Raw genomic sequence first — 21,546 nt, forward strand, 5'->3', positions numbered from 1 at the left:
GCGAGGCGGCGACACGTAACTCGAGGCGAGAGGCCTTCGACGTGGCAGCACCGCAGAACTACCTCGCAGTCATCAAGGTCATCGGTGTCGGCGGCGGTGGTGTCAATGCCATCAACCGAATGATCGAGGTCGGTCTCAAGGGCGTCGAGTTCATCGCCATCAACACGGACGCACAGGCCCTGTTGATGAGCGACGCCGACGTCAAGCTGGACGTCGGCCGCGAACTCACCCGGGGGCTCGGCGCCGGAGCCAACCCGGCTGTCGGCCGCAAGGCGGCAGAGGACCACCGCGAGGAGATCGAGGAGGTCCTCAAGGGGGCCGACATGGTCTTCGTCACCGCCGGCGAGGGCGGCGGCACCGGCACCGGCGGCGCCCCCGTCGTCGCCAACATCGCGCGCTCGCTCGGCGCCCTGACGATCGGCGTCGTCACCCGCCCGTTCACCTTCGAGGGGCGGCGCCGCGCGAACCAGGCGGAGGACGGCATCGCCGAGCTCCGCGAAGAGGTCGACACCCTCATCGTCATCCCCAACGACCGGCTGCTGTCCATTTCGGACCGCCAGGTCTCGGTGCTCGACGCCTTCAAGTCGGCCGACCAGGTCCTGCTCTCCGGTGTCCAGGGCATCACCGACCTCATCACCACCCCCGGGCTCATCAACCTCGACTTCGCCGACGTCAAGTCCGTGATGTCCGAGGCCGGCTCCGCCCTCATGGGCATCGGCTCGGCCCGCGGCGACGACCGCGCCGTGGCGGCCGCCGAGATGGCGATCTCCTCCCCGCTGCTGGAGGCGTCCATCGACGGCGCCCGCGGCGTCCTGCTGTCCATCTCCGGCGGCTCGGACCTCGGCCTCTTCGAGATCAACGAGGCCGCCCAGCTGGTCAGCGAGGCCGCCCACCCCGAGGCGAACATCATCTTCGGCGCCGTCATCGACGACGCCCTCGGCGACGAGGTGCGCGTCACCGTCATCGCCGCCGGCTTCGACGGCGGCCAGCCGCCGGCCCGCCGCGACAACGTCATCGGTGCCGCGTCCACCAAGCGCGAGGAGCCCGCACCGGTCCCCGCCCGCGCCCCCGAGCCGGTCCGCCCGGCCTTCGGCGGACTCGGCACGGTCACCCCGCGCGAGGAGCCCCCGGCCCCGGTCGAGCCGGCCCCCGCGCCCGAGCCGCCGGCCCCCGCGACGCAGGTCCCGACGGCCCGCCCCTACCAGGACAGCCCGGCCGAGGAGCTGGACGTCCCGGACTTCTTGAAGTGACACCGGGGCAGCACACCGAGAACGGCGCCCACTTCGCCTTCACCGACCGGTGGGGCGGGGTGAGCGCCGTTCCGTACGAGGAGCTCAATCTCGGCGGCGCGGTCGGAGACGACCCGGCCGCCGTTCTGGCGAACCGGGCGGTCGCGGCGAAGTCCCTCGGCCTCGAACCGGAATCCGTGGTCTGGATGAACCAGGTCCACGGCCGGGACGTGGCCACCGTCACCGGCCCCTGGCCCGCCGGCGCCGAGATCCCGCAGGTCGACGCCGTGGTCACCGACCGCCGGGGCCTCGCCCTCGCGGTGCTGACCGCGGACTGCACCCCCGTCCTGCTCGCCGACCCCGTCGCCGGGGTCGCGGCCGCCGCCCACGCCGGCCGCCCCGGCCTGGTCGCCGGGGTGGTGCCCGCGGTGCTGGAGGCGATGGCCGCTCTGGGCGCGGAGCCCGGGCGGATCATCGCCCGCACAGGCCCGGCGGTCTGCGGCCGCTGCTACGAGGTGCCTGCCGCGATGCGGGACGAGGTCGCGGCCGCGGTCCCGGCCGCCCGGTCCGAGACGAGCTGGGGCACTCCCGCCGTCGACGTGGCCGCCGGCGTGCACGCCCAGCTCGCGGAGGCGGGGGTGGTGAACCGCCACCGCTCCCCGGTCTGCACACTGGAGTCGCGGGACCACTTCTCGTACCGCCGCGACCGGGTGACCGGGCGGCTTGCCGGATATGTCTGGTTGGACTAGGTGATGACGGATCGTAAGGCGGAACTCGCGGCGAACCTCGCGCGCGTGGAGGAGCGGATCTCCTCCGCCTGCGCGGCCGCGGGCCGCGACCGCGGGGAGGTGACCCTCATCGTGGTCACCAAGACGTACCCCGCGAGCGACGTACGACTGCTGGCGGAGCTCGGGGTCCGCCACGTGGCGGAGAACCGGGACCAGGATGCCGCGCCCAAGGCGGCGGCCTGTGCGGATCTGCCCCTCACCTGGCACTTCGTGGGCCAGTTGCAGACGAACAAAGTCCGTTCCGTTGCCGGTTACGCCCATGTCGTGCAGTCGGTCGACCGCCCGAAGCTGGTGACCGCCCTGTCGGCGGCGGCCGAACAGGCCGGCCGGGAGCTCGGCTGCCTCGTCCAGGTCGCCCTCGACGCGGAGTCCGGCGAGCGCGGCGGCCGCGGCGGTGCGGCCCCCGAACAGCTCGGCGAACTGGCGGACCTCGTGGCCGCGGCGCCCGGACTGCGGATCGACGGCCTGATGACCGTCGCGCCGCTGGCGGGCGCCTACGCGGGACGCGAACGCGCCGCCTTCGAGCGGCTGGTGGAATTGTCATCCCGCCTGCGCGCAGACCATCCGGCTGCCACGATGGTGTCGGCCGGGATGAGCGCGGACCTGGAAGAGGCCGTGGCGGCCGGTGCGACACATGTACGCGTCGGCACCGCGGTACTCGGCGCGAGACCCCGGCTCGGGTAACGTCGCGAAGAAAGTCGGACCACAGCAGAAAATATGGTCATTCCCGCTGGTGAGCGGGCAGGCCACGTGGATCGCGGGCAGTTGGTGACCTTGGTGACACGACGACACACCTGCGACAGGGCGATCCACCACAGAGCGGAGGACTCGGAGAATGGCCGGCGCGATGCGCAAGATGGCGGTCTACCTCGGCCTCGTGGAGGACGACCGGTACGACAACCCGGGGTACGACCCCGATGACGAGTTCGAACCCGAGCCGGAACCGGAGCGGGACCGCCGGCGCCAGCAGCCCGTGCACCAACCGCCCGTAGCGGACGAACCGGTACGAGCCGTACAGCCTCCGGCGCAACGGGAACCCGTCCCGTCCCCGGTGGAAAGCGGACGTCCTGCGCGAATCGCCCCCGTGGCATCCATCACACCTGAACGCACGAACCTGGAGAAGAACGCCCCCGTGATCATGCCCAAGGTCGTCTCCGAGCGGGAGCCGTACCGCATCACGACGCTGCACCCCCGGACCTACAACGAGGCCCGTACCATCGGGGAACACTTCCGTGAGGGCACCCCGGTGATCATGAACCTCACGGAGATGGACGACACCGACGCGAAGCGACTTGTCGACTTTGCCGCCGGTCTCGTGTTCGGATTGCACGGCAGCATTGAACGAGTGACACAGAAGGTGTTCCTGCTCTCGCCTGCTAACGTCGATGTCACGGCGGAGGACAAGGCCCGCATCGCGGAGGGCGGGTTCTTCAACCAAAGCTAGACCGATCCGTCAGACACGGGGCCGGGAACAGAGCGGAAGCAGGGGAGAGGGAAGCACGGGATGGGTGTCGCACTACAGGTGGTCTACATCGCTCTGATGTGCTTCCTCATCGTGCTGATCTTCCGGCTGGTGATGGACTACGTCTTCCAGTTCGCACGTTCATGGACACCCGGCAAGGCGATGGTGGTCGTCCTGGAGGCGACCTACACTGTGACCGATCCGCCGCTCAAGCTTCTCCGGCGGTTCATTCCGCCGTTGCGTCTCGGGGGCGTGGCACTGGACCTGTCCTTCTTCGTTCTGATGATCATCGTTTACATCCTCATCAGCTTCGTGAGCACCGCTGCGAGAAGCGTGTGAACGATGAGCTTTCCCGCGAGCGCGGGGACAGTCCCGATACGGTCCTGCCGACTGCCGACGACTACGTAGAGGTGAAGAAGACATGCCGCTGACTCCCGAGGACGTGCGGAACAAGCAGTTCACGACCGTCCGCCTCCGAGAAGGCTATGACGAGGACGAGGTCGATGCCTTCCTCGACGAGGTCGAAGCCGAGCTGACGCGCCTGCTGCGCGAGAACGAGGACCTGCGCGCGAAGCTGGCCGCGGCCACGCGCGCCGCCGCGCAGAACCAGCAGCAGCAGGGCATGCGCAAGCCCGAACCCCAGGACCAGCGCGGACCCGGCGCCCCGGTGCCCGCCGCCATATCCGGCCCGCCGGCCCAGCAGGGCCCGCCGCAGATGGGCCCGCCGCAGCTCCCGGGCGGCCAGCCGCAGCTTCCCGCCGGTCCCGGCGGCCCCGGCCCGCAGGGCCCCGGCGGCCCCGGCCCGATGGGCGGCCCCATGCAGCCGATGGGCCAGCCGATGCAGCAGATGGGCCAGCAGTCGATGGGCGGCCAGAACCCGCTCGGCCAGCAGATGCAGCCCATGGGCCAGCAGATGCAGCCGATGGGTCAGCCCATGCAGCCGATGGGCCAGCAGATGCAGCCCATGGGCCAGCAGCCGCAGCTTCCGCAGCAGGGCCCCGGCGGCGACAGCGCCGCCCGCGTCCTGTCGCTGGCGCAGCAGACCGCCGACCAGGCCATCGCGGAGGCCCGTTCCGAGGCCAACAAGATCGTCGGCGAGGCGCGCAGCCGCGCCGAGGGCCTGGAGCGCGACGCCCGCGCCAAGGCCGACGCGCTGGAGCGGGACGCCCAGGAGAAGCACCGCGTCGCGATGGGCTCCCTGGAGTCCGCCCGCGCCACGCTGGAGCGCAAGGTCGAGGACCTGCGGGGCTTCGAGCGCGAGTACCGCACGCGCCTGAAGTCCTACCTGGAGTCCCAGCTGCGGCAGCTGGAGACCCAGGCCGACGACTCCCTGGCCCCGCCGCGGAACCCCGCGGGCCCCGCGCTGCCGGCGTCGCCGTCCCCGTCGATGGCCCCGGCCGGTGCCATGGGCATGGGCGGACCGTCCCCGATGGGCGGCCCCTCCCCGATGGGCGGACCGTCGTACGGCGGACAGCAGCAGATGTCCCCCGCCATGACGCAGCCGATGGCTCCGGTGCGGCCGGCAGGGCCCTCGCCCATGCAGGCGCCGTCCCCGATGCGCGGCTTCCTCATCGACGAGGACGACAACTGACGTAGGCCGCCGCCAAGCGGCCGGCAGGCAGTCAGCAGCACGGGCCGGGCCCGGGTTCCCCACGGAACCCGGGCCCGGCCCGTTCGCGTGCGTGCGCCCGCCGTTACAGTGGTCCGCGCGCGCAGCGGTGCGGTAGCGCAGAGGTCGTCGCGCCTTCTCGGCAAGAGGGAGGACGCCGGTTCGAATCCGGTCCGCCCCGCTGCGCGCCCCCGACGACGGAAACGGCGCCCTCCCCGAGCGGGGAGGGCGCCGTTCGCCGTTCCGGTGCCGTTACGCCTTGCGGAGGCGGAAGGAGAGCGTCAGCGACTCGTCGGTGAACGCCTCCCCGTACGTGTCGTCGGCCCCGCCCTCGGCGAAGTCCGTGGCCAGGACCTCCTCGGCGATGAGGTCCGCGTGGCCGGTCAGCGCCGTCACGACCTCCGGGTCGGCGGCGGTCCAGCGCAGCGCGATCCGGTCCGCGACGTCCAGGCCGGAGTTCTTGCGGGCCTCCTGGATCAGGCGGATCGCGTCACGGGCCAGGCCCGCGAGCCGCAGCTCCGGCGTGATCTCCAGGTCCAGGGCGACCGTCGCGCCCGAGTCCGAGGCGACCGACCAGCCCTCGCGCGGCGTCTCCGTGATGATGACCTCCTCGGGGGTGAGGACGACCGTTTCGCCGTTCACCTCGACCGTGGCCTCGCCGGAGCGCAGCGCCAGCGACAGCGCGGCCGCGTCCGCCGCGGCGACCGCCTTGGCGACGTCCTGGACGCCCTTGCCGAAGCGCTTGCCGAGCGCCCGGAAGTTCGCCTTCGCCGTGGTGTCGACCAGGGAGCCGCCGACCTCGGACAGGGAGGCCAGGGAGGAGACGTTCAGCTCCTCGGTGATCTGCGCCTGCAGTTCGGGCGACAGCGCGTCGAAGCCGGCCGCGGCCACCAGCGCCCGCGAGAGCGGCTGGCGGGTCTTCACACCCGACTCGGCGCGCGTGGCGCGGCCCAGCTCGACCAGGCGCCGCACCAGCTGCATCTGCCGGGACAGCTCCGGGTCGATGGCGGACGCGTCCGCGACCGGCCAGGTCGACAGGTGGACGGACTCCGGGGCGTCCGGGGCGACCGGGACGACCATGTCCTGCCACACCCGCTCCGTGATGAACGGCGTCAGCGGGGCCATCAGGCGCGTGACCGTCTCGACGACCTCGTGCAGGGTGCGCAGCGCCGCCGCGTTGCCCTGCCAGAACCGGCGGCGCGAGCGGCGCACGTACCAGTTCGACAGGTCGTCCACGAAGGCCGACAGCAGCTTGCCCGCACGCTGCGTGTCGTACGCCTCCATCGCCTCGGTGGTCTCGGCCACCAGCGCGTTCAGCTCGGACAGCAGCCAGCGGTCCAGGACCGTGCGGTCGGCCGGCGCCGGGTCCGCCGCCGAAGGCGCCCAGTTCGAGGTGCGGGCGTACAGGGCCTGGAAGGCGACGGTGTTCCAGTACGTCAGGAGCGTCTTGCGGACGACCTCCTGGATCGTGCCGTGGCCGACGCGGCGGGCCGCCCACGGGGAGCCGCCGGCGGCCATGAACCAGCGGACCGCGTCGGCGCCGTGCTGGTCCATGAGCGGGATCGGCTGGAGGATGTTGCCCAGGTGCTTGGACATCTTCCGGCCGTCCTCGGCGAGGATGTGGCCGAGGCAGACCACGTTCTCGTACGAGGACTTGTCGAACACGAGGGTGCCGACCGCCATCAGCGTGTAGAACCAGCCGCGGGTCTGGTCGATGGCCTCCGAGATGAACTGCGCCGGGTAGCGCTTCTCGAAGACCTCCTTGTTCTTGTACGGGTAGCCCCACTGCGCGAACGGCATCGAACCCGAGTCGTACCAGGCGTCGATGACCTCCGGCACGCGGACCGCGGTGTGCGCGCAGCCCTCGGCGGTGCACGCGAAGGTGACGTCGTCGATGTACGGGCGGTGCGGGTCCAGGCCGGAGTGGTCGGCTCCGGACAGCTCGGACAGCTCGGCGCGCGAGCCGACGCACGTCAGGTGGCCGTCCTCGCAGCGCCAGATCGGCAGCGGGGTGCCCCAGTAGCGGTTGCGGGACAGGGCCCAGTCGATGTTGTTGTTCAGCCAGTCGCCGAAGCGGCCCTGCTTGACCGACTCCGGGAACCAGTTGGTCTTCGCGTTCTCCCGCAGCATCGCGTCCTTGACGGCGGTGGTGCGGATGTACCAGGACGGCTGCGCGTAGTAGAGCAGCGCGGTGTGGCAGCGCCAGCAGTGCGGGTAGCTGTGCTCGTAGGCGATGTGCTTGAACAGCAGGCCGCGGGCGTCGAGGTCGGCCGTCAGCTTCTCGTCGGCCTTCTTGAAGAAGACGCCGCCGACCAGCGGGACGTCCTCCTCGAAGGTGCCGTCGGGGCGGACCGGGTTCACCACGGGCAACCCGTACGCCCGGCAGACCACGAGGTCGTCGGCGCCGAAGGCGGGGGACTGGTGGACGAGACCGGTGCCGTCCTCGGTGGTGACGTACTCGGCGTTCACGACGTAGTGCGCCGGCTCGGGGAACTCCACGAGGGAGAAGGGGCGCTCGTACGCCCAGCGCTCCATCTCGCGGCCGGTGAAGGACTGCCCGGTCGCCTCCCAGCCCTCACCGAGGGCCTTCTCCAGCAGCGGGCGGGCGACGACCAGCTTCTCGGTGCCGTCGGTCGCGACGACGTACTCCACGTCCGGGTGGGCGGCCACCGCGGTGTTGGACACCAGGGTCCAGGGGGTCGTCGTCCACACGAGGAGGGCCGCCTCGCCGGCGAGCGGGCCCGAGGCCAGCGGGAAGCGGACGAAGACGGAGGGGTCGACGACCGTCTCGTAGCCCTGGGCAAGCTCGTGGTCGGACAGGCCGGTGCCGCAGCGAGGGCACCAGGGGGCGACGCGGTGGTCCTGGACCAGCAGCCCCTTCTTGAAGATCTCCTTCAGCGACCACCAGACGGACTCCACGTACTCGGGGTCCATGGTCCGGTACGCCTCGTCCAGGTCGACCCAGTAGCCCATGCGGGTCGTCAGCTCGGCGAACGCGTCGGTGTGCCGGGTCACGGACTCGCGGCACTTCGCGTTGAACTCTGCGATGCCGTACGCCTCGATGTCCTGCTTGCCGTTGAAGCCGAGCTCCTTCTCGACGGCGAGCTCGACGGGCAGGCCGTGGCAGTCCCAGCCGGCCTTGCGGGCGACGTGGTAGCCGCGCATGGTGCGGAAGCGGGGGAAGACGTCCTTGAAGACGCGGGCCTCGATGTGGTGCGCGCCGGGCATGCCGTTCGCGGTCGGCGGGCCCTCGTAGAAGACCCACTCCGGGCGGCCCTCGGACTGCTCCAGGGTCTTGGCGAAGGTCTTGTTCTCGCGCCAGAAGTCGAGAACGGCGTGTTCGAGGGCGGGCAGGTCGACCTGGGCGGGTACCGGGCGGTACTGGGGCGGTGTCGTCATGGGGCTGGGCTCTTCCTCCGGCGGTCTGCACTTCCGTCCGGAGGGACGAGAGCCTGCCGCCCCCGCGGCGGGGACGGGCTCCCGCGGTACCACCCTCCTTGGCCTCCGGACGGGTCCGGCGGCCCCCTCATTGGGGTGCGAAGCCGGTTCTACTTGCCGTACGGGACTCCGCGCGCGGAGCCGTGGCGGCTTTCTTCCGGCGGCTCAGGGGTGATCCTTCGCGTCGCGCTCGCCCCCGGGCTCTCACCGTCCCCGGGTCGCTCACGGCTGCGTCCGACGCTACTCGTCCCCGTCCATGCCTTTCGCTGGGGCCAGTGTACGGGGCGGGGCGCCGCGGGGCGGACCGGTTTTGCGGTGTCCGCGCGGGCCGCCCGCCCGTGCGGGGCGAGTGACCCGAACGGACCGGTGCGCCCGCGCGGGCGGCGGCGGGGCGGGCGGGGCGGATTACCGGGGCCCCGGCTGGGCACAACGGATGCAGGTTTGCCTCGACGGACGCGTGCCCCGTTGCCGCGGGACAGGAGCCGATTTATCGTTCCGGCACGATTCGCGAGCAAGGTCACAGTATGTGAAGGGGCCGCGGCCATGGTGGCGAAGAAGACCGCCGGGAGTCCTCCCGAGCAGGCTGTCGGCAAGGCCGCCCGAAAGGTTTCGGCAGCCGGGGCCGCAGCCCCGCGGCGGGCGTCCGCCGCGGGCCGCAAGGACGGAGGCGCCGCCCGGACGGCCGTGAAGACGGCCGCTGCCGAGGCGGGCGCCGCAGCCGGCGCCGAGGGCGCCGGGAAGGCCGCCCGCAAGCCGGCCGCGGCCCGCAGGACGGCCGCGACCGCGAGGAAGGCCGCGGCCGCCCCGGCCGGGGCCGAGGGGGCGGCCCAGGCCGCGCAACAGACGGGAGCCCGGAAAGTGGTTGCCAAGAAGAGCACCGGCACGGCCAGGAAGACGGCCGACGCCGTCGGCGGCGGGATGCCGGCGGGGACCACCGCGGCCCCCGCCGCCCCCGGCGAGCTCGCCGTACGGCCGGGCGAGGACCCGTGGACGCAGGACGAGGTCGCCGAGGCCCGAACCGGGCTGACCGACGAGGTCGTACGGCTGCGCAACGAGCTCCACGCATCGGACGAGGCGATCACCGGCCTCATGCGGGACTCCGGGGACGGCGCCGGCGACGACCAGGCCGACACCGGCACGAAGAACATCACCCGCGAGTCCGAGATGGCCCTCGCCGCCAATGCCCGCGAGATGCTGGAGCAGACCGAGCGCGCCCTGGAGCGCCTCGACGCCGGCACCTACGGCCTGTGCGAGAGCTGCGGCAAACCCATCGGCAAGGCCCGCATGCAGGCCTTCCCGCGGGCCACCCTGTGCGTGGACTGCAAACAGAAGCAGGAGCGGCGGCACTAGAGGGGCTCCGGGACCGGGTCTTCCGCACCTCGGGGAGCCGTCCCGGGCGGCGCGGGCGGCGGACCCTGACGTACCCTCGTGTCTCGTCAGGGTCCCCGGAACCTGGCGGGAACCGGTTCGAGCTAGTTCGAGGGACTCACGTGGCAGAGGCGGAGCGCATCATCGGTACGCCGGAGGTCGGGGACGAAGCCCAGCCCGAGCCCGAGGCGCCCAGGGGGCGCCGGAGGATCGCGGCGCTGCTCGTCGTCGCGGTCATCGCCTACCTGCTCGACCTGGGCACCAAGATGGCCGTCGTGGCGAAGCTGGAGCACCAGCCGCCCATCCGGATCATCGGCGACCTGCTGCGGTTCGAGGCCGTCCGCAACCCCGGCGCGGCCTTCGGCTTCGGCGAGGCCTTCACGATCCTCTTCACGGTGATCGCCGCCTCCGTGATCGTCGTGATCGTCCGCCTTGCCCGCAAGCTGTACAGCCTGCCGTGGGCCATCGCGCTCGGCCTGCTGCTCGGCGGGGCGCTGGGCAACCTCACCGACCGGATCTTCCGCTCGCCGGGCGTGTTCCGCGGCGCCGTCGTCGACTTCATCGCGCCCGCCCACTTCGCCGTCTTCAACCTCGCCGACACGGCGATCGTCTGCGGCGGCATCCTGATCGTCCTGCTGTCCTTCCGGGGGCTCGACCCGGACGGCACGGTCCACAAGGACTGACGGGGCCGGATCCGGGGGTCCGCCGAGTCCGGCATACTCGACGGGTGAGTACGATTCCCGAGATCCGCACCCTGCCCGTACCCGACGGCCTCGAAGGCGAGCGCGTCGACGCCGCCATCTCCCGTATGTTCGGCTTCTCCCGGACGAAGGCCGCCGAGCTCGCCGCCGCGGGGAAGGTCTCGGTCGACGGCAGCGTCGTCGGGAAGTCCGAGCGCGTCCACGGCGGCGCCTGGCTCGAAGTCGAGATGCCCGCCCCGCCGCGCCCGGTGGAGGTCGTGGCCGAGCCCGTCCCCGGCATGGAGATCATCCACGACGACGACGACGTCGTGGTCGTCATGAAGCCGGTCGGCGTCGCCGCCCACCCGAGCCCCGGCTGGACCGGCACCACCGTCATCGGCGGCCTCGCCGCCGCCGGCTACCGCATCTCCACCTCCGGCGCAGCCGAGCGCCAGGGCATCGTGCACCGCCTCGACGTCGGCACGTCCGGCCTCATGGCGGTCGCCAAGTCCGAGCGCGCCTACACCTCGCTGAAGAACCAGTTCCGCGAGCGCGTCGTCGACAAGCGCTACCACGCCCTCGTCCAGGGACACCCCGACCCGATGAGCGGCACCATCGACGCCCCCATCGGCCGGCACCCCAGCGCCGACTACAAGTGGGCCGTGACCCAGGACGGCAAGCCGTCGGTCACCCACTACGACCTGATCGAGGCCTTCCGCGCCGCCTCCCTGCTCGACATCAAGCTGGAGACCGGGCGCACCCACCAGATCCGCGTCCACATGTCCGCCCACCGGCACCCCTGCGTCGGCGACCTCACCTACGGGGCCGACCCGACCATCGCGAAGCGGCTGAAGCTGACCCGCCAGTGGCTGCACGCCGTGCGCCTCGGGTTCGAGCACCCCGCCGACGGGCAGTGGGTGGAGTTCGAGAGCGGCTACCCGGCGGACCTCCGGCACGCCCTGGACGTGATCCGCGCCGAGAGCGAGTGACGGACGTGCCGGACCCCGCCGCGCCGCCCGCCCCGTACACCGTCCGGCGCGCCGTCTCGCCGGAGGACCTGAGGGCCTGCTTCGCGCTGCGGACCGAGGTGTTCGTCGTCGAGCAGTCCGTACCGGAGTCCGTCGAGTACGACGCCTACGACGCGGAGGCGGTCCACGTCCTGGCCGTCGCGGCCGACGGGACCCCGCTCGGCACCGGCCGGCTGCTGCACGGCCCGGCCGCCCTCGGCAAGACCGGCGACCCGGCGGCCGGCGCGCTCGGCCGCCTCGCCGTCGCCGCGCCCGCCCGCGGCCTCGGCGTCGGGGCGGCGCTGGTCCGGGCGATCGAGGCGGAGGCCGCCCGGCTCGGCCTGACCGCGCTCACCCTCGGCGCCCAGGTCCACGCCCTCGGCTTCTACGAGCGGCTCGGCTACGAGCCGTACGGCCCCGCGTACGAGGAGGCGGGCATCACCCACCGCGCGATGCGGCGCACGCTGGACGCCGGGGACGCCCGGGACGCCGGGGACGCCTAAATACCCGCACCCCGGGAGGCGGGCTGGCAGGGTGGGGGAGTGGATCAGCTTGCCCTGCTGTTCGTGCTGCTGCTCGGGGCGGTCGTCTCGGTGCCCCTCGGGGACCGGTTGGGGCTTCCGGCGCCCGTTCTGATGACGCTGGCCGGGGCCGTGCTCGCCCTCGTGCCCGCCGTCCCGAACGTCGACATCCCGCCCGAGTACATCCTGCCGCTGGTGCTGCCGCCCCTGCTGTACGCCTCCGCGCAGCGCACCTCCTGGCGGCAGTTCGCGGCGAACGTCCGGCCGATCCTGCTGCTCGCGGTGGCCCTGGTCTTCGTCACCACCGCCGCCGTGGCCGCCGTCGCGCACGCCGTCGTCCCCGGGCTGCCGATCGCCGCCGCGGTCGCCCTCGGCGCGCTGGTCGCGCCGCCCGACCCGGTCGCCGCGACCGCCGTCGCCGGGTCGCTCGGGCTGCCCCGGCGGCTGGTGTCGATCCTGGAGGGCGAGGGGCTGTTCAACGACGTCACCGCGATCGTCCTCTACCACGTGGCCGTGGCCGCCGCCGTCAGCGGGAGCTTCTCCTGGCCGGAGGCGCTCGGGGAGTTCGTCCTGTCCGCCGTGGTGGCGGTCGCCGTCGGCCTCGGGCTGGGCTGGGCCTCGAACGTCCTGATGGGGCGGCTCGGGGACGCCACCCTGCGGATCGGGCTGACGCTGCTGGTGCCGTTCGTCGCGTACGTCCTCGCCGAGGAGCTCCACGGCTCGGGCGTGCTCGCCGTGCTGACCACCGCGCTCTTCCTCGCCGAGTACGCGGGCGACGCGGACGACGTGCTGGGCCGGCTGGCCGGGCACACCTTCTGGGAGATCGTGGACACGCTGGTCACGGGGGTGGCGTTCGGGCTGATCGGGCTGGAGCTGCACAACGTCTTCGGCGTCGCGCACGGCCGCGAGGGGGAGATGGCCGGCTGGGCGGCCGCCGTCGTCGGGGTGGTCGTCGTGGTCCGGCTGCTGTGGCTGCTGCCCGCCGCCTGGCTCGCCCGGCGCCTGCACACCGGGCGCGACGTCGACGAGGAGATCCCGCTCGGCTGGCGGGAGAGCGTCGTCATGTGGTGGGCGGGCATGCGCGGCGTCGCCTCGGTGGCGCTCGCCCTCGCGATCCCGCTGACGGTGGCGGGCGGGGGACCGTTCCCGGCGCGCGACGAGATCGTCTTCATCGCCTTCTCCGTGGTCACCGTCACGCTGGTGTGCCAGGGGCTGACGCTGCCGTGGCTCGTGCGCAGGCTCGGCGTGGAGGCCGACCCCGGGCCGGGCCAGGAGATGCAGCGGCAGCTGGCGATCCGCGCGGCGAAGGCGGCGAAGCGGCGGCTGAAGCAGATCGAGGAGGCCGAGGACCTCCCGGAGGACCTGGTGGAGCAGCTGTACCGGCGGGCGTACGAGCTGGGGGCGCGCATCAGCCCCGACATGGTCGACGAGGAGCGGCGCGAGGCGTACGCACAGCGCGAGCGGCGGCTGCGCGACCTGCGGCGCATCCAGCGGGAGATGCTGTCAGCCGCCCGGCACGAGGTGCTGGCGGCGCGCAGCGAGCCCGGCGCGGACCCGGAGGTCGTCGACCGGGTGCTGCTCCACCTGGACGTCCGCAGCCTGCGGGCGCCGTAGGGCCCGTCCGGCCGGCGGTCAGGTGCGGGCGGTGACGCCCGCCGCGGCGGAGGCGTCGTCGCGGGTCCGGTCCGCGGGCGGCGGGACGGCGGCGGCGGTCGCGATGCGGGGCAGGGCGTACGGGTGGTGCTCCACCAGCCAGGCGAGCATGCGCTCGCGGACCGCGCAGCGGGCCGTCCAAAGGTCGCCGGCGTCCTTCGCGGTGAGCACGGCGCGGACCTCGATCGTGTGCGGTGTGGTGTCGGTCACGGCGAGGTCGGACGCCCGGCCGTCCCATGCGGGGACTTCGGCGAGGATCCGGCGGAGCTGCCGGCGCATGGCGTCGACGGGGGCGCTGTGGTCCAGGTGCCAGAAGACGGTGCCGGTCATCTCGGCGCCGCCGCGCGACCAGTTCTCGTACGGCTTGCCCGTGAAGTACGACACGGGCATGGTGATGCGCCGCTCGTCCCAGGTGCGGACCACCAGGAAGGTCAGGGTGATCTCCTCGACGGTGCCCCACTCGCTGTCCACGACGACGGTGTCGCCGATGCGGACGGTGTCGCCGAAGGCGATCTGGAGCCCGGCGAAGAGGTTGCCCAGCGAGGACTGGGCGGCGATGCCCGCGACGATGCCGATGAGGCCCGCGGAGGCGAGGACGGAGGTGCCGACGGCCCGCATGGCCGGGAAGGTCAGCAGCATGGCGGCCGCGGCGACCACCACCACGGCGGCGATCACCACCCGCTGGATCAGCGTGACCTGGGTGCGGACCCGGCGGACCCGGGCCTGGTCGGAGGTGCGGCCGGCGTAGCGGGCGTACGCGGCGTCCACGACGGCGGTGGCGATGCCGGTGAGCAGCCAGGCCGTCGAGGCGATCAGCACGAGGGTCAGGGCGCGGCCCACGGCGAGGGAGTGGTCGGGCAGGATCCCGGCCTGCCGGTAGGAGCCGCGCAGCAGCAGCGCGCACAGTGCGAGCCGGAACGGCCGGCGGCAGCGGCGCAGCATCACCCACAGCGGGGTGTCGCCGGGCCGGGCGGCGGCGCGGCGCAACAGCACGTCGAGCAGCCACCCGGCGGCCAGGGTGGCGGCGAGTGCGCCGCAGGCGTACAGGAGGGGCCGGAGAAGGGTGTCCGTGTCCATGGCCTTCCGCGTAACCGGAACACGCGCTCGGAAACTGGCACGATGTGTGGCATGGACATCATGCTCTTCCATTCGACGTACGGGCTGCGGCCCGCGGTGCACGAGGCGGCCGGGCGGCTGCGCGCGGCCGGCCACGAGGTGCAGGTGCCGGACCTGTTCGAGGGGCGCACCTTCGAGACCGTCGAGGAGGGCGTGGCGCACCGGGACGAGGTGGGCCGGGACGAGCTGCTGCGGCGCGCCGTGGCGGCGGCCGCCCCGTACTCCGACCGCGGGCTGGTCTACGCGGGCTTCTCCTTCGGCGGGTCCGTCGCCCAGCACCTGGCGCTGGCCGACGAGAAGGCGCGGGGGCTGCTGCTCCTGCACGGCACGGCCGACCTGGGGGAGGACGCGTCCGTGGACGGGCTGCCGGTGCAGCTGCACGTGGCGGACCCCGACCCGTTCGAGCCGCACGACTGGCTGACGGCCTGGTACCTGCGGATGCAGCGGGCCGGCGCGGACGTCGAGGTGCACCGCTATCCGGGCGCCGGGCACCTGTTCACCGACCCGGGGCTGGAGGACTACGACGCGGAGGCCGCGGAGCAGGCGTGGAAGGCGGCGGTCGGCTTCCTGGACAGCCTGTAGGGGCTGCGGCGGGACGCGGCGAGGGGCGGGGCACCGGGAGAACCGGCGCCCCGCCCCTCGCGCGTGACCGGACGGGTCAGCCGCGGTAGGCGATCCACATGCTGTTCATGCGGGCCACCTGGCCGGCGGTGAACTGGTACATGCAGGAGTCGTACGTGTAGTCCATGAAGTTGTGGATCGGGTCGGCGCCGGCCTTGCTGGCGCAGCTGTCGCGGCCGGTCGGGCACTCGTACGCGGCGCTCTTCTCGGCCGGGGTGTCGGCGACGGAGTCACCGCTTCCGTTGCAGCCGCCCTGGAAGGTGTGGTACAGGCCCATCCAGTGGCCGACCTCGTGGGTGGCGGTGTCGCCCTCGTTGTAGTTGGCCGCGGAGCCGCCCGGCAGCGAGGAGTCGAGCAGGACGACGCCGTCCATCTTCGGCTGCGAGGCGTAGGAGCTCGGGAAGGTCGCCCAGCCGAGCAGGCCGCCGCCGAGGTTGGCGGTGTAGACGTTGAGCGCGTTCGAACCGCCCTTGCGCAGGGCGTTCTTCATGTCCTTCTCGGCCTGGGAGCCGTGGGAGACGCCGTACCAGGAGGCGTTGTCGGTGTAGTCGGTGGAGACCAGCTGGAACTGGTAGCCGGCGTTGACGTTCCCGGTGCCCTGGCCGCTGTAGGCGGCGTTGAGGACGGCGAGCTGGTTGTTGATGTCCGTGGCGGACAGCTTGCCCTGGGTGCCGCTGTGGATGACGTGGAAGTAGACCGGGATGGTCGTGGCGGCGGTCGCCTCGGCGGCGCGCATCTGGCGCTGCGGGCCCATCTGGGAGAGCTTCTTGGCCAGGTCGGCGTCCATGGCCTTGACCTGGGCCTCCGTCACCTCGTTGGGCTCGGCGGCATGCTTGTCGTGCGGCCGGGCGACGCGGGCGTCGGCGGGGGCGCCGGCGCCCTCCTCGGCACACTGCTCGGCGCCGGTGGGGGCGGCGGCCAGCGTGGCGGGGGCGGAGACGGGGGAGAACGCCAGGGCTCCGGCCAGGGCGGCCGGAACCAGCAGGCGGCGGCGGAGCTTGGGGGATATGCGGGCAGAGGCGCGCACGTGTACTCCTCGCGAGCGTGGTGGGGGGTGAGGGATTTCCTCACGCTGGCGCGAAGCTTATGTGTCCATGTCATGCCTGTGACAAGACCTGTGTGTAAAAGATTTGTTGCTTGTGAGGCGTGAGGGGTGCCTGGTCTGAACCAAGCACCCCCCTGGCGCCGCAAAATTGACGGTCCGTCAGTAAACGATCATCGGACCGGGCTCCATGCCCGCTCCACCTTCTGCGTGCCGCTCAGGGTCCGGTACGAGCGGGTCCAGGACGACCCCGCGTCCTGCCGGCGCTTGTCGGACACGACGTAGTAGTCCATCTGCGAGCGCTCGGCCGTCACGTCCAGCACCCCGTACCCGTGCGAGTCCATGTCCAGCCACTTCACGTGCCAGTTCGCCGCCTTGATGGCGGCCTCCGCCGCCAGGGAGGCCGTGTGCGCCGGCACGTGCAGCATGTCGTCGATGTTGTCCGAGGTCACCGAGGTGACGACGAACTCCGTCGCGGCCGTCCCCGAGCCCGGGTAGGTCGCCGCGTTCACCGGGACGTCGTTGGCGAAGGCCATGTGGATGTCGCCCGTCAGGAACACCGTGTTGCGGATGTTCCGGTCCCTCAGGTGCGCCAGCAGCTCCTTGCGGTCGTCGGTGTACCCGTCCCACTGGTCCGTGCTGATGGCGAGGCCGCCCTGCGGCAGGCCGAGGAGCTTCGCCAGCGGCGCCAGCAGGTGCGCGGGCAGCGAGCCGAACGCCAGCGGCGAGATCATGACCGAGGTCCCGACGAGCTTCCAGGCGGCGTCCGAGGACGCGAGGCCCGCCTTCAGCCAGTCCAGCTGCGCCCGCCCCGTGATGGTGCGCTCGGGGTCGTCCACCGCGCCGCTGCCCACCTTGACCGGCTGGGAGCGGAAGCTGCGCAGGTCGAGCAGGTGCAGGTCGGCGAGGGAGCCGAAGCGCAGACGCCGGTAGACGGTGCCCGCGGTGGAGGGCCGCACCGGCATCCACTCGAAGTAGGCCTGCTTGGCGGCGGCCGCGCGGGCCGCCCAGTCCCCCTCGGTGCCCGGCGTGTGGTTCTCCGCGCCTCCCGACCAGGCGTCGTTGGCGATCTCGTGGTCGTCCCAGATCGCGATGACGGGGTGCGCCGCGTGCAGGGCCTGGAGGTCGGCGTCCGTCTTGTACCGGCCGTGGCGGATGCGGTAGTCGGCGAGCGTGGTGATCTCGTGCCGCGGCTCGTGGGGGCGGACGGTGTACTTGGCCTCGGGGTAGCCGCCGCTCGCGTACTCGTACACGTAGTCGCCCAGGTGCAGGACCGCCTGCAGGTCGGTGCGGGCGGCCAGGTGGCGGTAGGCGGAGAAGTACCCGGACTCCCAGTTGGCGCAGGAGGCCACGCCGAAGCGGACCCCGTCCGTACGGGCGTCGTGGCGGGGCGCGGTCAGGGTGCGCCCGACCGCGGAGACCGCGGAGCCGGCCGTGAACCGGTAGAAGTAGGCGGTCTGCGGCGCCAGTCCGCGGACGTCGGCCTTGACGGTGTGGTCGGCGGCGGCCGTCGCGGTGACGGTGCCGCTCGCCACGACGCGGGAGAACGCCCTGTCCTCGGCGACCTCCCAGGCCACCGGGAGGGCCGGGCCGAGGCCGGAGCCGGGCACCGCCTCGGGGGCGGGGGTGACGCGGGTCCACAGCAGGACGCCGTCGGGGAGGGGGTCGCCGGAGGCGACGCCGTGGAGGAAGGCGGGGCCGGCGGATGCGGCCGAGGCGGGCGTGGCGCCCAGGGCGGCCGCCGCGAGCGGCGCGAGCGCGGCCGTGGCCGCCGCCGCCTTGACGACCGTACGGCGGCGGGGAGTTGCCGCCGCGGTGTGGGAGGTGAGATGACTGGTCACGGATCATCATATTACTAACGGGTATTACCGTGAGTACACACCTCGGACGGCAACGGGCGGGCGAACTCCAGGAGTCCGCCCGCCCGTTGGAAGGGAGCGTGGGCGTGCCCGCCGCGGCGGGCACGCCCGGGGATCAGCCGGCGACGGCCTTGTCCACGGCGGCAGTGAACTCCTCCGCCGTCATCTTCAGGCCGATCTCCTTGCCGTCCATCTTCAGCGCGGGGGTGCCCTTCACGCCGGCCTTGTCGAACTCCTTGGACAGCTCGACCGCCCAGCGGTTGTAGGTGCCCTCCTCGACGGCCTTCTTGAACTCGGCGTTCCCCTTGAGCGCCGGGACCTGGTCGGCGACCTTCAGCAGGTAGGCGTCGTCGCTGAACTTGTCGTCCCGCTCCTCCGGGTGGTTCTCCTTGGCGTACAGGGCGGTCTTGTACTCCAGGAACGCCTCCGGGCCGACGTTCAGGGCGGCGCCGAGCGCGCTCAGCGCGTTCTTCGAGCCGCTGCCGCCCAGGCCCTTGTCCAGGAAGGTCGCGCCGACGAACTGCAGCTTGTACTTGCCGGCGTCCAGGTCCTTCTTTATCTGCGGGCCGACGCCCTGCTCGAACTGCGAGCAGACCGGGCAGCGGGCGTCCTCGTACAGCTCCAGCGTCTTCTTCGCGTCGGCCTTGCCGAGGACCACGGTCGTGCCGTTCTCGCCCGAGGTGTTCTTCGGGGCGGTCAGCGGCGCCGTCGCCGCCTTCTCCCACTCGTCGGGCTGGTTGGCCTGGACGACCATCCAGCCGATCCCGCCGGCCAGCGCGAGGGCGGCGACGACCGCTCCCGCGACCGTCGCCTGGCGGCGGACCTTCGCCTTCTTCGCCTGCTTCTCGCGCTCGGCGCGCAGCCGCTCGCGGGCCGCCGCCTTGTTCGCCTGGCTGTTGCGTGCGCTCATGGTGTTCTCCGTGGGGTGTGGTGCGTACTGGGAAAGGGGACGTGCCGTACGGGGGTCAGGCGCGTGCGAGCGCGCCGCGTACGGGAGGGCCCCTGAGCCCCACGGAGTGGACGGGGAAGCGGGTGCGGGCGCCGCGGCCCGCCCGGTCCGGGCGCGGCCCGCGCCGGGGGCGGCCGGCCCGCACCGCCGCGCAGGCCGCGGCCAGCAGCAGCGGGCGGAACGCCGAGGCGGCCGCCGCCCGCAGCAGCTGAGCCAGGGCCCGCTCGCCGTGCCGCAGCCAGACCGCGGCCAGCAGGCCGACCGAGACGTGCGCGCCGAGCAGCAGCCACGGGGTCCACGGGCCGGGCGCGGCCAGCAGCGCGGCGGGGTCGCCGGCGGCTTCGGTGACCTCGGCGAGCGGTCCGCCGAGCGGCTCGCCGCCGCACAGCTCGTGCAGGCCGAGCGCGCGCAGCGGGCCGGACACGGGACCGCCGGCGGGGCCGTAGCAGACGTGCTGGCCGGCCGTGAACACGGTGTCGGCGGCCAGCTCCAGCGGGACGAGCAGGGCGGCGATCGGGCCGAGGCCCCGCTCGCGTCCCGCCAGCGGCCAGGCGATCACGAAGACGGCCGCGAAGGCCCCGGCCGCGAGGACCGGCGGCAGCGCCACCTGCGACATCAGGACGTGCGAGCCGGCCGACAGCAGCACGACGAGCGCGCTGAACAGCGCGACGCGCAGCGCCCTCGGTCCTGCCCCTGACATCTCCATCGCGGCGAGTCTGCCACGACTCCCTGTGAAACCGTGCCCCGGGCTTCGCGCCGGGGAGGCCCTACGGCCGGATCCGGCCGTTGCGGAACAGGTCGACGAAGATCTGGTGGTCGGCGCGGGCCCGGGCCCCGTAGGCGTGCGCGAAGTCCACGAGCAGCTCCGGGAAGCCCTCCTCGTCGGCGGCGATCGCGCTGTCGATGGCCCGCTCGGTGGAGAACGGCACCAGGGTGTGGCCGCTGCCGGCCTCGTCCGCCGCGGCGTGCATGGTCGCCGTCGCACGGCCCAGGTCGGCGACGACGGCCGTGATCTCCTCCGGGTCGTCCAGGTCGGACCAGTCCAGGTCCACCGCGTACGGCGAGACCTCGGCCACCAGCTGCCCGGCCCCGTCCAGCTCGGTCCAGCCCAGCCACGGGTCCGCGTGAGCCTGGAGGGCCCGCTGGGAGATCACCGTGCGGTGCCCCTCGTGCCGGAAGGAGTCCCGGACCGCCCGGTCGGTGACGTGCCGCGAGACGGCCGGGGTCTGCGCCTGCTTGAGGTAGATCACGACGTCGTTCTCCAGGGCGTCGCTGTGCCCCTCCAGCAGGATGTTGTAGGAGGGCAGGCCCGCCGAGCCGATGCCCACGCCCCGCCGGCCCACGACGTCCTTGACGCGGTAGGAGTCCGGGCGCGCCAGCGATTCGTCGGGCAGGGTCTCCAGGTAGGCGTCGAACGCGGCCAGCACCTTGTACCGGGTCGCCGCGTCCAGCTCGACGGTGCCGCCGCCGGGGGTGAAGCGCCGCTCGTGGTCGCGGATCTCCGTCATCGACTCCAGCAGGCCGAAGCGGGTCCGGGAGCGGGCCGCGCGGAGGGCCGCCAGCAGCGGGCCCCGCGAGGTGTCCAGGGTGAAGGCGGGGACCTCGTCGTCGGCGGGGCCGGCGGCCAGGACGCCGATCCGCTCCCGGTAGGCGGCCGCGTACACCCGGACCAGGTCGCTGATCTGGGTGTCGCCGAGGGCCTTGGTGTAGCCGATCAGGGCGAGGGAGGCCGCGAACCGCTTCAGGTCCCAGGTGAACGGCCCGATGTAGGCCTCGTCGAAGTCGTTGACGTTGAAGACCAGGCGGCCGCCCGCGTCCATGTACGTCCCGAAGTTCTCGGCGTGGAGGTCGCCGTGGATCCAGACGCGGCCGGTCCGGTCGTCCAGGTAGGGGCGACGGCCCCCGCCGGCCCGCCCGGCCCACTCGTGCTCCAGGTCGGCGTAGAAGAGGCAGGCCGTGCCGCGGTAGAAGGCGAAGGCCGAGGCGGCCATCTTGCGGAACTTGACCTGGAAGGCCGCCGGGTCCGCGGCGAGGAGCTCGCCGAAGGCGGTGCCGAAGACGTCGAGTATCTGCTCGGCGCGCTGTTCGTTCGTCGTCTCGGGGACCGCCATGGCGGGTTCCTCCTGGTGCACGGGCTGGTACGGGTTCCGACCGGGTGGACGCGGGAGCGGAGCCCCTGGTTCTGCAACGCCAGACGGTACCGC

At 72.8% G+C, this 21,546-nt stretch carries 19 protein-coding genes and 1 tRNA gene; 13 read left to right on the forward strand and 7 right to left on the reverse strand.

Features of this window, described 5'->3' with window-relative positions:
• Positions 1-41 precede the first annotated feature (41 nt).
• The 7 genes from ftsZ to IE170_RS09600 all read left to right on the forward strand — a co-directional run bounded on the left by ftsZ (position 42) and on the right by IE170_RS09600 (position 5,269).
• Positions 42-1,250 carry a cell division protein FtsZ gene (gene ftsZ / locus IE170_RS09570; protein ID WP_189808881.1) on the forward strand — a complete coding sequence of 403 codons (1,209 nt, stop codon included), beginning with the start codon at positions 42-44 and terminating at the stop codon, positions 1,248-1,250.
• The gene (pgeF, locus tag IE170_RS09575; RefSeq protein ID WP_189808882.1) at positions 1,247-1,978 is read left to right on the forward strand and encodes a peptidoglycan editing factor PgeF; all 732 of its coding nucleotides are present in this window, start codon (positions 1,247-1,249) and stop codon (positions 1,976-1,978) included. The genes ftsZ and pgeF overlap by 4 nt, the downstream gene beginning before the upstream one ends.
• A 3-nt stretch (positions 1,979-1,981) precedes the next feature.
• Positions 1,982-2,701 (forward strand): YggS family pyridoxal phosphate-dependent enzyme, encoded by a 720-nt coding sequence (locus IE170_RS09580; protein ID WP_189808883.1) that lies wholly within the window; start codon positions 1,982-1,984, stop codon positions 2,699-2,701.
• A gap of 151 nt (positions 2,702-2,852) precedes the next feature.
• Positions 2,853-3,461 carry a cell division protein SepF gene (locus tag IE170_RS09585; protein WP_189808884.1) on the forward strand — a complete coding sequence of 203 codons (609 nt, stop codon included), beginning with the start codon at positions 2,853-2,855 and terminating at the stop codon, positions 3,459-3,461.
• A gap of 60 nt (positions 3,462-3,521) precedes the next feature.
• The gene (locus IE170_RS09590) at positions 3,522-3,818 is read left to right on the forward strand and encodes a YggT family protein (protein ID WP_030155988.1); all 297 of its coding nucleotides are present in this window, start codon (positions 3,522-3,524) and stop codon (positions 3,816-3,818) included.
• An 82-nt stretch (positions 3,819-3,900) separates the two neighbouring features.
• Complete coding sequence (locus IE170_RS09595) at positions 3,901-5,070, forward strand: DivIVA domain-containing protein (protein ID WP_114057189.1); 1,170 nt, start codon at positions 3,901-3,903, stop codon at positions 5,068-5,070.
• Between the two features lie 126 nt (positions 5,071-5,196).
• Positions 5,197-5,269, forward strand: a tRNA-Ala gene (locus IE170_RS09600).
• A gap of 71 nt (positions 5,270-5,340) precedes the next feature.
• Here IE170_RS09600 and ileS read toward each other — a convergent pair.
• Positions 5,341-8,487, reverse strand: coding sequence for an isoleucine--tRNA ligase (gene ileS, locus IE170_RS09605; protein ID WP_189808885.1), 3,147 nt, complete (start codon positions 8,485-8,487; stop codon positions 5,341-5,343).
• Between the two features lie 582 nt (positions 8,488-9,069).
• Here ileS and IE170_RS09610 point away from each other — a divergent pair.
• The 5 genes from IE170_RS09610 (at position 9,070) to IE170_RS09630 (ending at position 13,716) form a co-directional block, all read left to right on the forward strand.
• Complete coding sequence (locus IE170_RS09610; RefSeq protein ID WP_189808886.1) at positions 9,070-9,876, forward strand: TraR/DksA family transcriptional regulator; 807 nt, start codon at positions 9,070-9,072, stop codon at positions 9,874-9,876.
• Positions 9,877-10,016: 140 nt separating this feature from the next.
• Entirely contained in the window at positions 10,017-10,577 is a 561-nt protein-coding gene (lspA, locus tag IE170_RS09615; protein WP_189808887.1) for a signal peptidase II, read from the forward strand.
• Between the two features lie 44 nt (positions 10,578-10,621).
• Positions 10,622-11,563 carry an RluA family pseudouridine synthase gene (locus IE170_RS09620; RefSeq protein WP_125547351.1) on the forward strand — a complete coding sequence of 314 codons (942 nt, stop codon included), beginning with the start codon at positions 10,622-10,624 and terminating at the stop codon, positions 11,561-11,563.
• Positions 11,560-12,084, forward strand: coding sequence for a GNAT family N-acetyltransferase (locus IE170_RS09625; RefSeq protein WP_373298963.1), 525 nt, complete (start codon positions 11,560-11,562; stop codon positions 12,082-12,084). Before IE170_RS09620 ends, IE170_RS09625 begins: the two co-directional genes overlap by 4 nt.
• Before the next feature lie 39 nt (positions 12,085-12,123).
• Positions 12,124-13,716, forward strand: coding sequence for a Na+/H+ antiporter (locus tag IE170_RS09630; RefSeq protein ID WP_189808888.1), 1,593 nt, complete (start codon positions 12,124-12,126; stop codon positions 13,714-13,716).
• A gap of 18 nt (positions 13,717-13,734) precedes the next feature.
• Here IE170_RS09630 and IE170_RS09635 read toward each other — a convergent pair whose 3' ends face one another.
• Positions 13,735-14,832 (reverse strand): mechanosensitive ion channel family protein, encoded by a 1,098-nt coding sequence (locus IE170_RS09635; RefSeq protein ID WP_223857105.1) that lies wholly within the window; start codon positions 14,830-14,832, stop codon positions 13,735-13,737.
• A 51-nt stretch (positions 14,833-14,883) separates the two neighbouring features.
• On the opposite strand from IE170_RS09635, the gene IE170_RS09640 reads away from it, so the two are divergent.
• Complete coding sequence (locus IE170_RS09640) at positions 14,884-15,453, forward strand: dienelactone hydrolase family protein (protein WP_125547343.1); 570 nt, start codon at positions 14,884-14,886, stop codon at positions 15,451-15,453.
• 76 nt (positions 15,454-15,529) lie between these two features.
• Here IE170_RS09640 and IE170_RS09645 read toward each other — a convergent pair whose 3' ends face one another.
• The 5 genes from IE170_RS09645 to IE170_RS09665 all read right to left on the reverse strand — a co-directional run bounded on the left by IE170_RS09645 (position 15,530) and on the right by IE170_RS09665 (position 21,453).
• Complete coding sequence (locus IE170_RS09645) at positions 15,530-16,519, reverse strand: zinc metalloprotease (RefSeq protein WP_229884664.1); 990 nt, start codon at positions 16,517-16,519, stop codon at positions 15,530-15,532.
• Positions 16,520-16,707: 188 nt separating this feature from the next.
• Entirely contained in the window at positions 16,708-18,375 is a 1,668-nt protein-coding gene (locus IE170_RS09650; protein WP_189808890.1) for an alkaline phosphatase D family protein, read from the reverse strand.
• Between the two features lie 133 nt (positions 18,376-18,508).
• The gene (locus IE170_RS09655) at positions 18,509-19,303 is read right to left on the reverse strand and encodes a thioredoxin domain-containing protein (protein ID WP_189808891.1); all 795 of its coding nucleotides are present in this window, start codon (positions 19,301-19,303) and stop codon (positions 18,509-18,511) included.
• 55 nt (positions 19,304-19,358) lie between these two features.
• Positions 19,359-20,048 carry a hypothetical protein gene (locus IE170_RS09660; RefSeq protein WP_189808892.1) on the reverse strand — a complete coding sequence of 230 codons (690 nt, stop codon included), beginning with the start codon at positions 20,046-20,048 and terminating at the stop codon, positions 19,359-19,361.
• Between the two features lie 61 nt (positions 20,049-20,109).
• Entirely contained in the window at positions 20,110-21,453 is a 1,344-nt protein-coding gene (locus IE170_RS09665) for a DUF2252 domain-containing protein (RefSeq protein WP_189808893.1), read from the reverse strand.
• Positions 21,454-21,546: the final 93 nt, after the last annotated feature.

The organism is Streptomyces toxytricini (genome assembly GCF_014649915.1).
Taxonomy (GTDB): domain Bacteria; phylum Actinomycetota; class Actinomycetes; order Streptomycetales; family Streptomycetaceae; genus Streptomyces; species Streptomyces toxytricini.

What these genes read in the sequence shown, in the direction of transcription:
- IE170_RS09610 (WP_189808886.1), top strand. Translation starts at nt 9,070, where the DNA reads ATGGTGGCGAAGAAGACCGCCGGGAGTCCTCCCGAGCAGGCTGTCGGC.
- IE170_RS09580 (WP_189808883.1), top strand. Translation starts at nt 1,982, where the DNA reads ATGACGGATCGTAAGGCGGAACTCGCGGCGAACCTCGCGCGCGTGGAG.
- IE170_RS09635 (WP_223857105.1), bottom strand. Translation starts at nt 14,832, where the DNA reads ATGGACACGGACACCCTTCTCCGGCCCCTCCTGTACGCCTGCGGCGCA.
- IE170_RS09595 (WP_114057189.1), top strand. Translation starts at nt 3,901, where the DNA reads ATGCCGCTGACTCCCGAGGACGTGCGGAACAAGCAGTTCACGACCGTC.
- IE170_RS09665 (WP_189808893.1), bottom strand. Translation starts at nt 21,453, where the DNA reads ATGGCGGTCCCCGAGACGACGAACGAACAGCGCGCCGAGCAGATACTC.
- IE170_RS09585 (WP_189808884.1), top strand. Translation starts at nt 2,853, where the DNA reads ATGGCCGGCGCGATGCGCAAGATGGCGGTCTACCTCGGCCTCGTGGAG.
- ileS (WP_189808885.1), bottom strand. Translation starts at nt 8,487, where the DNA reads ATGACGACACCGCCCCAGTACCGCCCGGTACCCGCCCAGGTCGACCTG.
- IE170_RS09640 (WP_125547343.1), top strand. Translation starts at nt 14,884, where the DNA reads ATGGACATCATGCTCTTCCATTCGACGTACGGGCTGCGGCCCGCGGTG.
- IE170_RS09655 (WP_189808891.1), bottom strand. Translation starts at nt 19,303, where the DNA reads ATGAGCGCACGCAACAGCCAGGCGAACAAGGCGGCGGCCCGCGAGCGG.
- IE170_RS09590 (WP_030155988.1), top strand. Translation starts at nt 3,522, where the DNA reads ATGGGTGTCGCACTACAGGTGGTCTACATCGCTCTGATGTGCTTCCTC.
- IE170_RS09660 (WP_189808892.1), bottom strand. Translation starts at nt 20,048, where the DNA reads ATGGAGATGTCAGGGGCAGGACCGAGGGCGCTGCGCGTCGCGCTGTTC.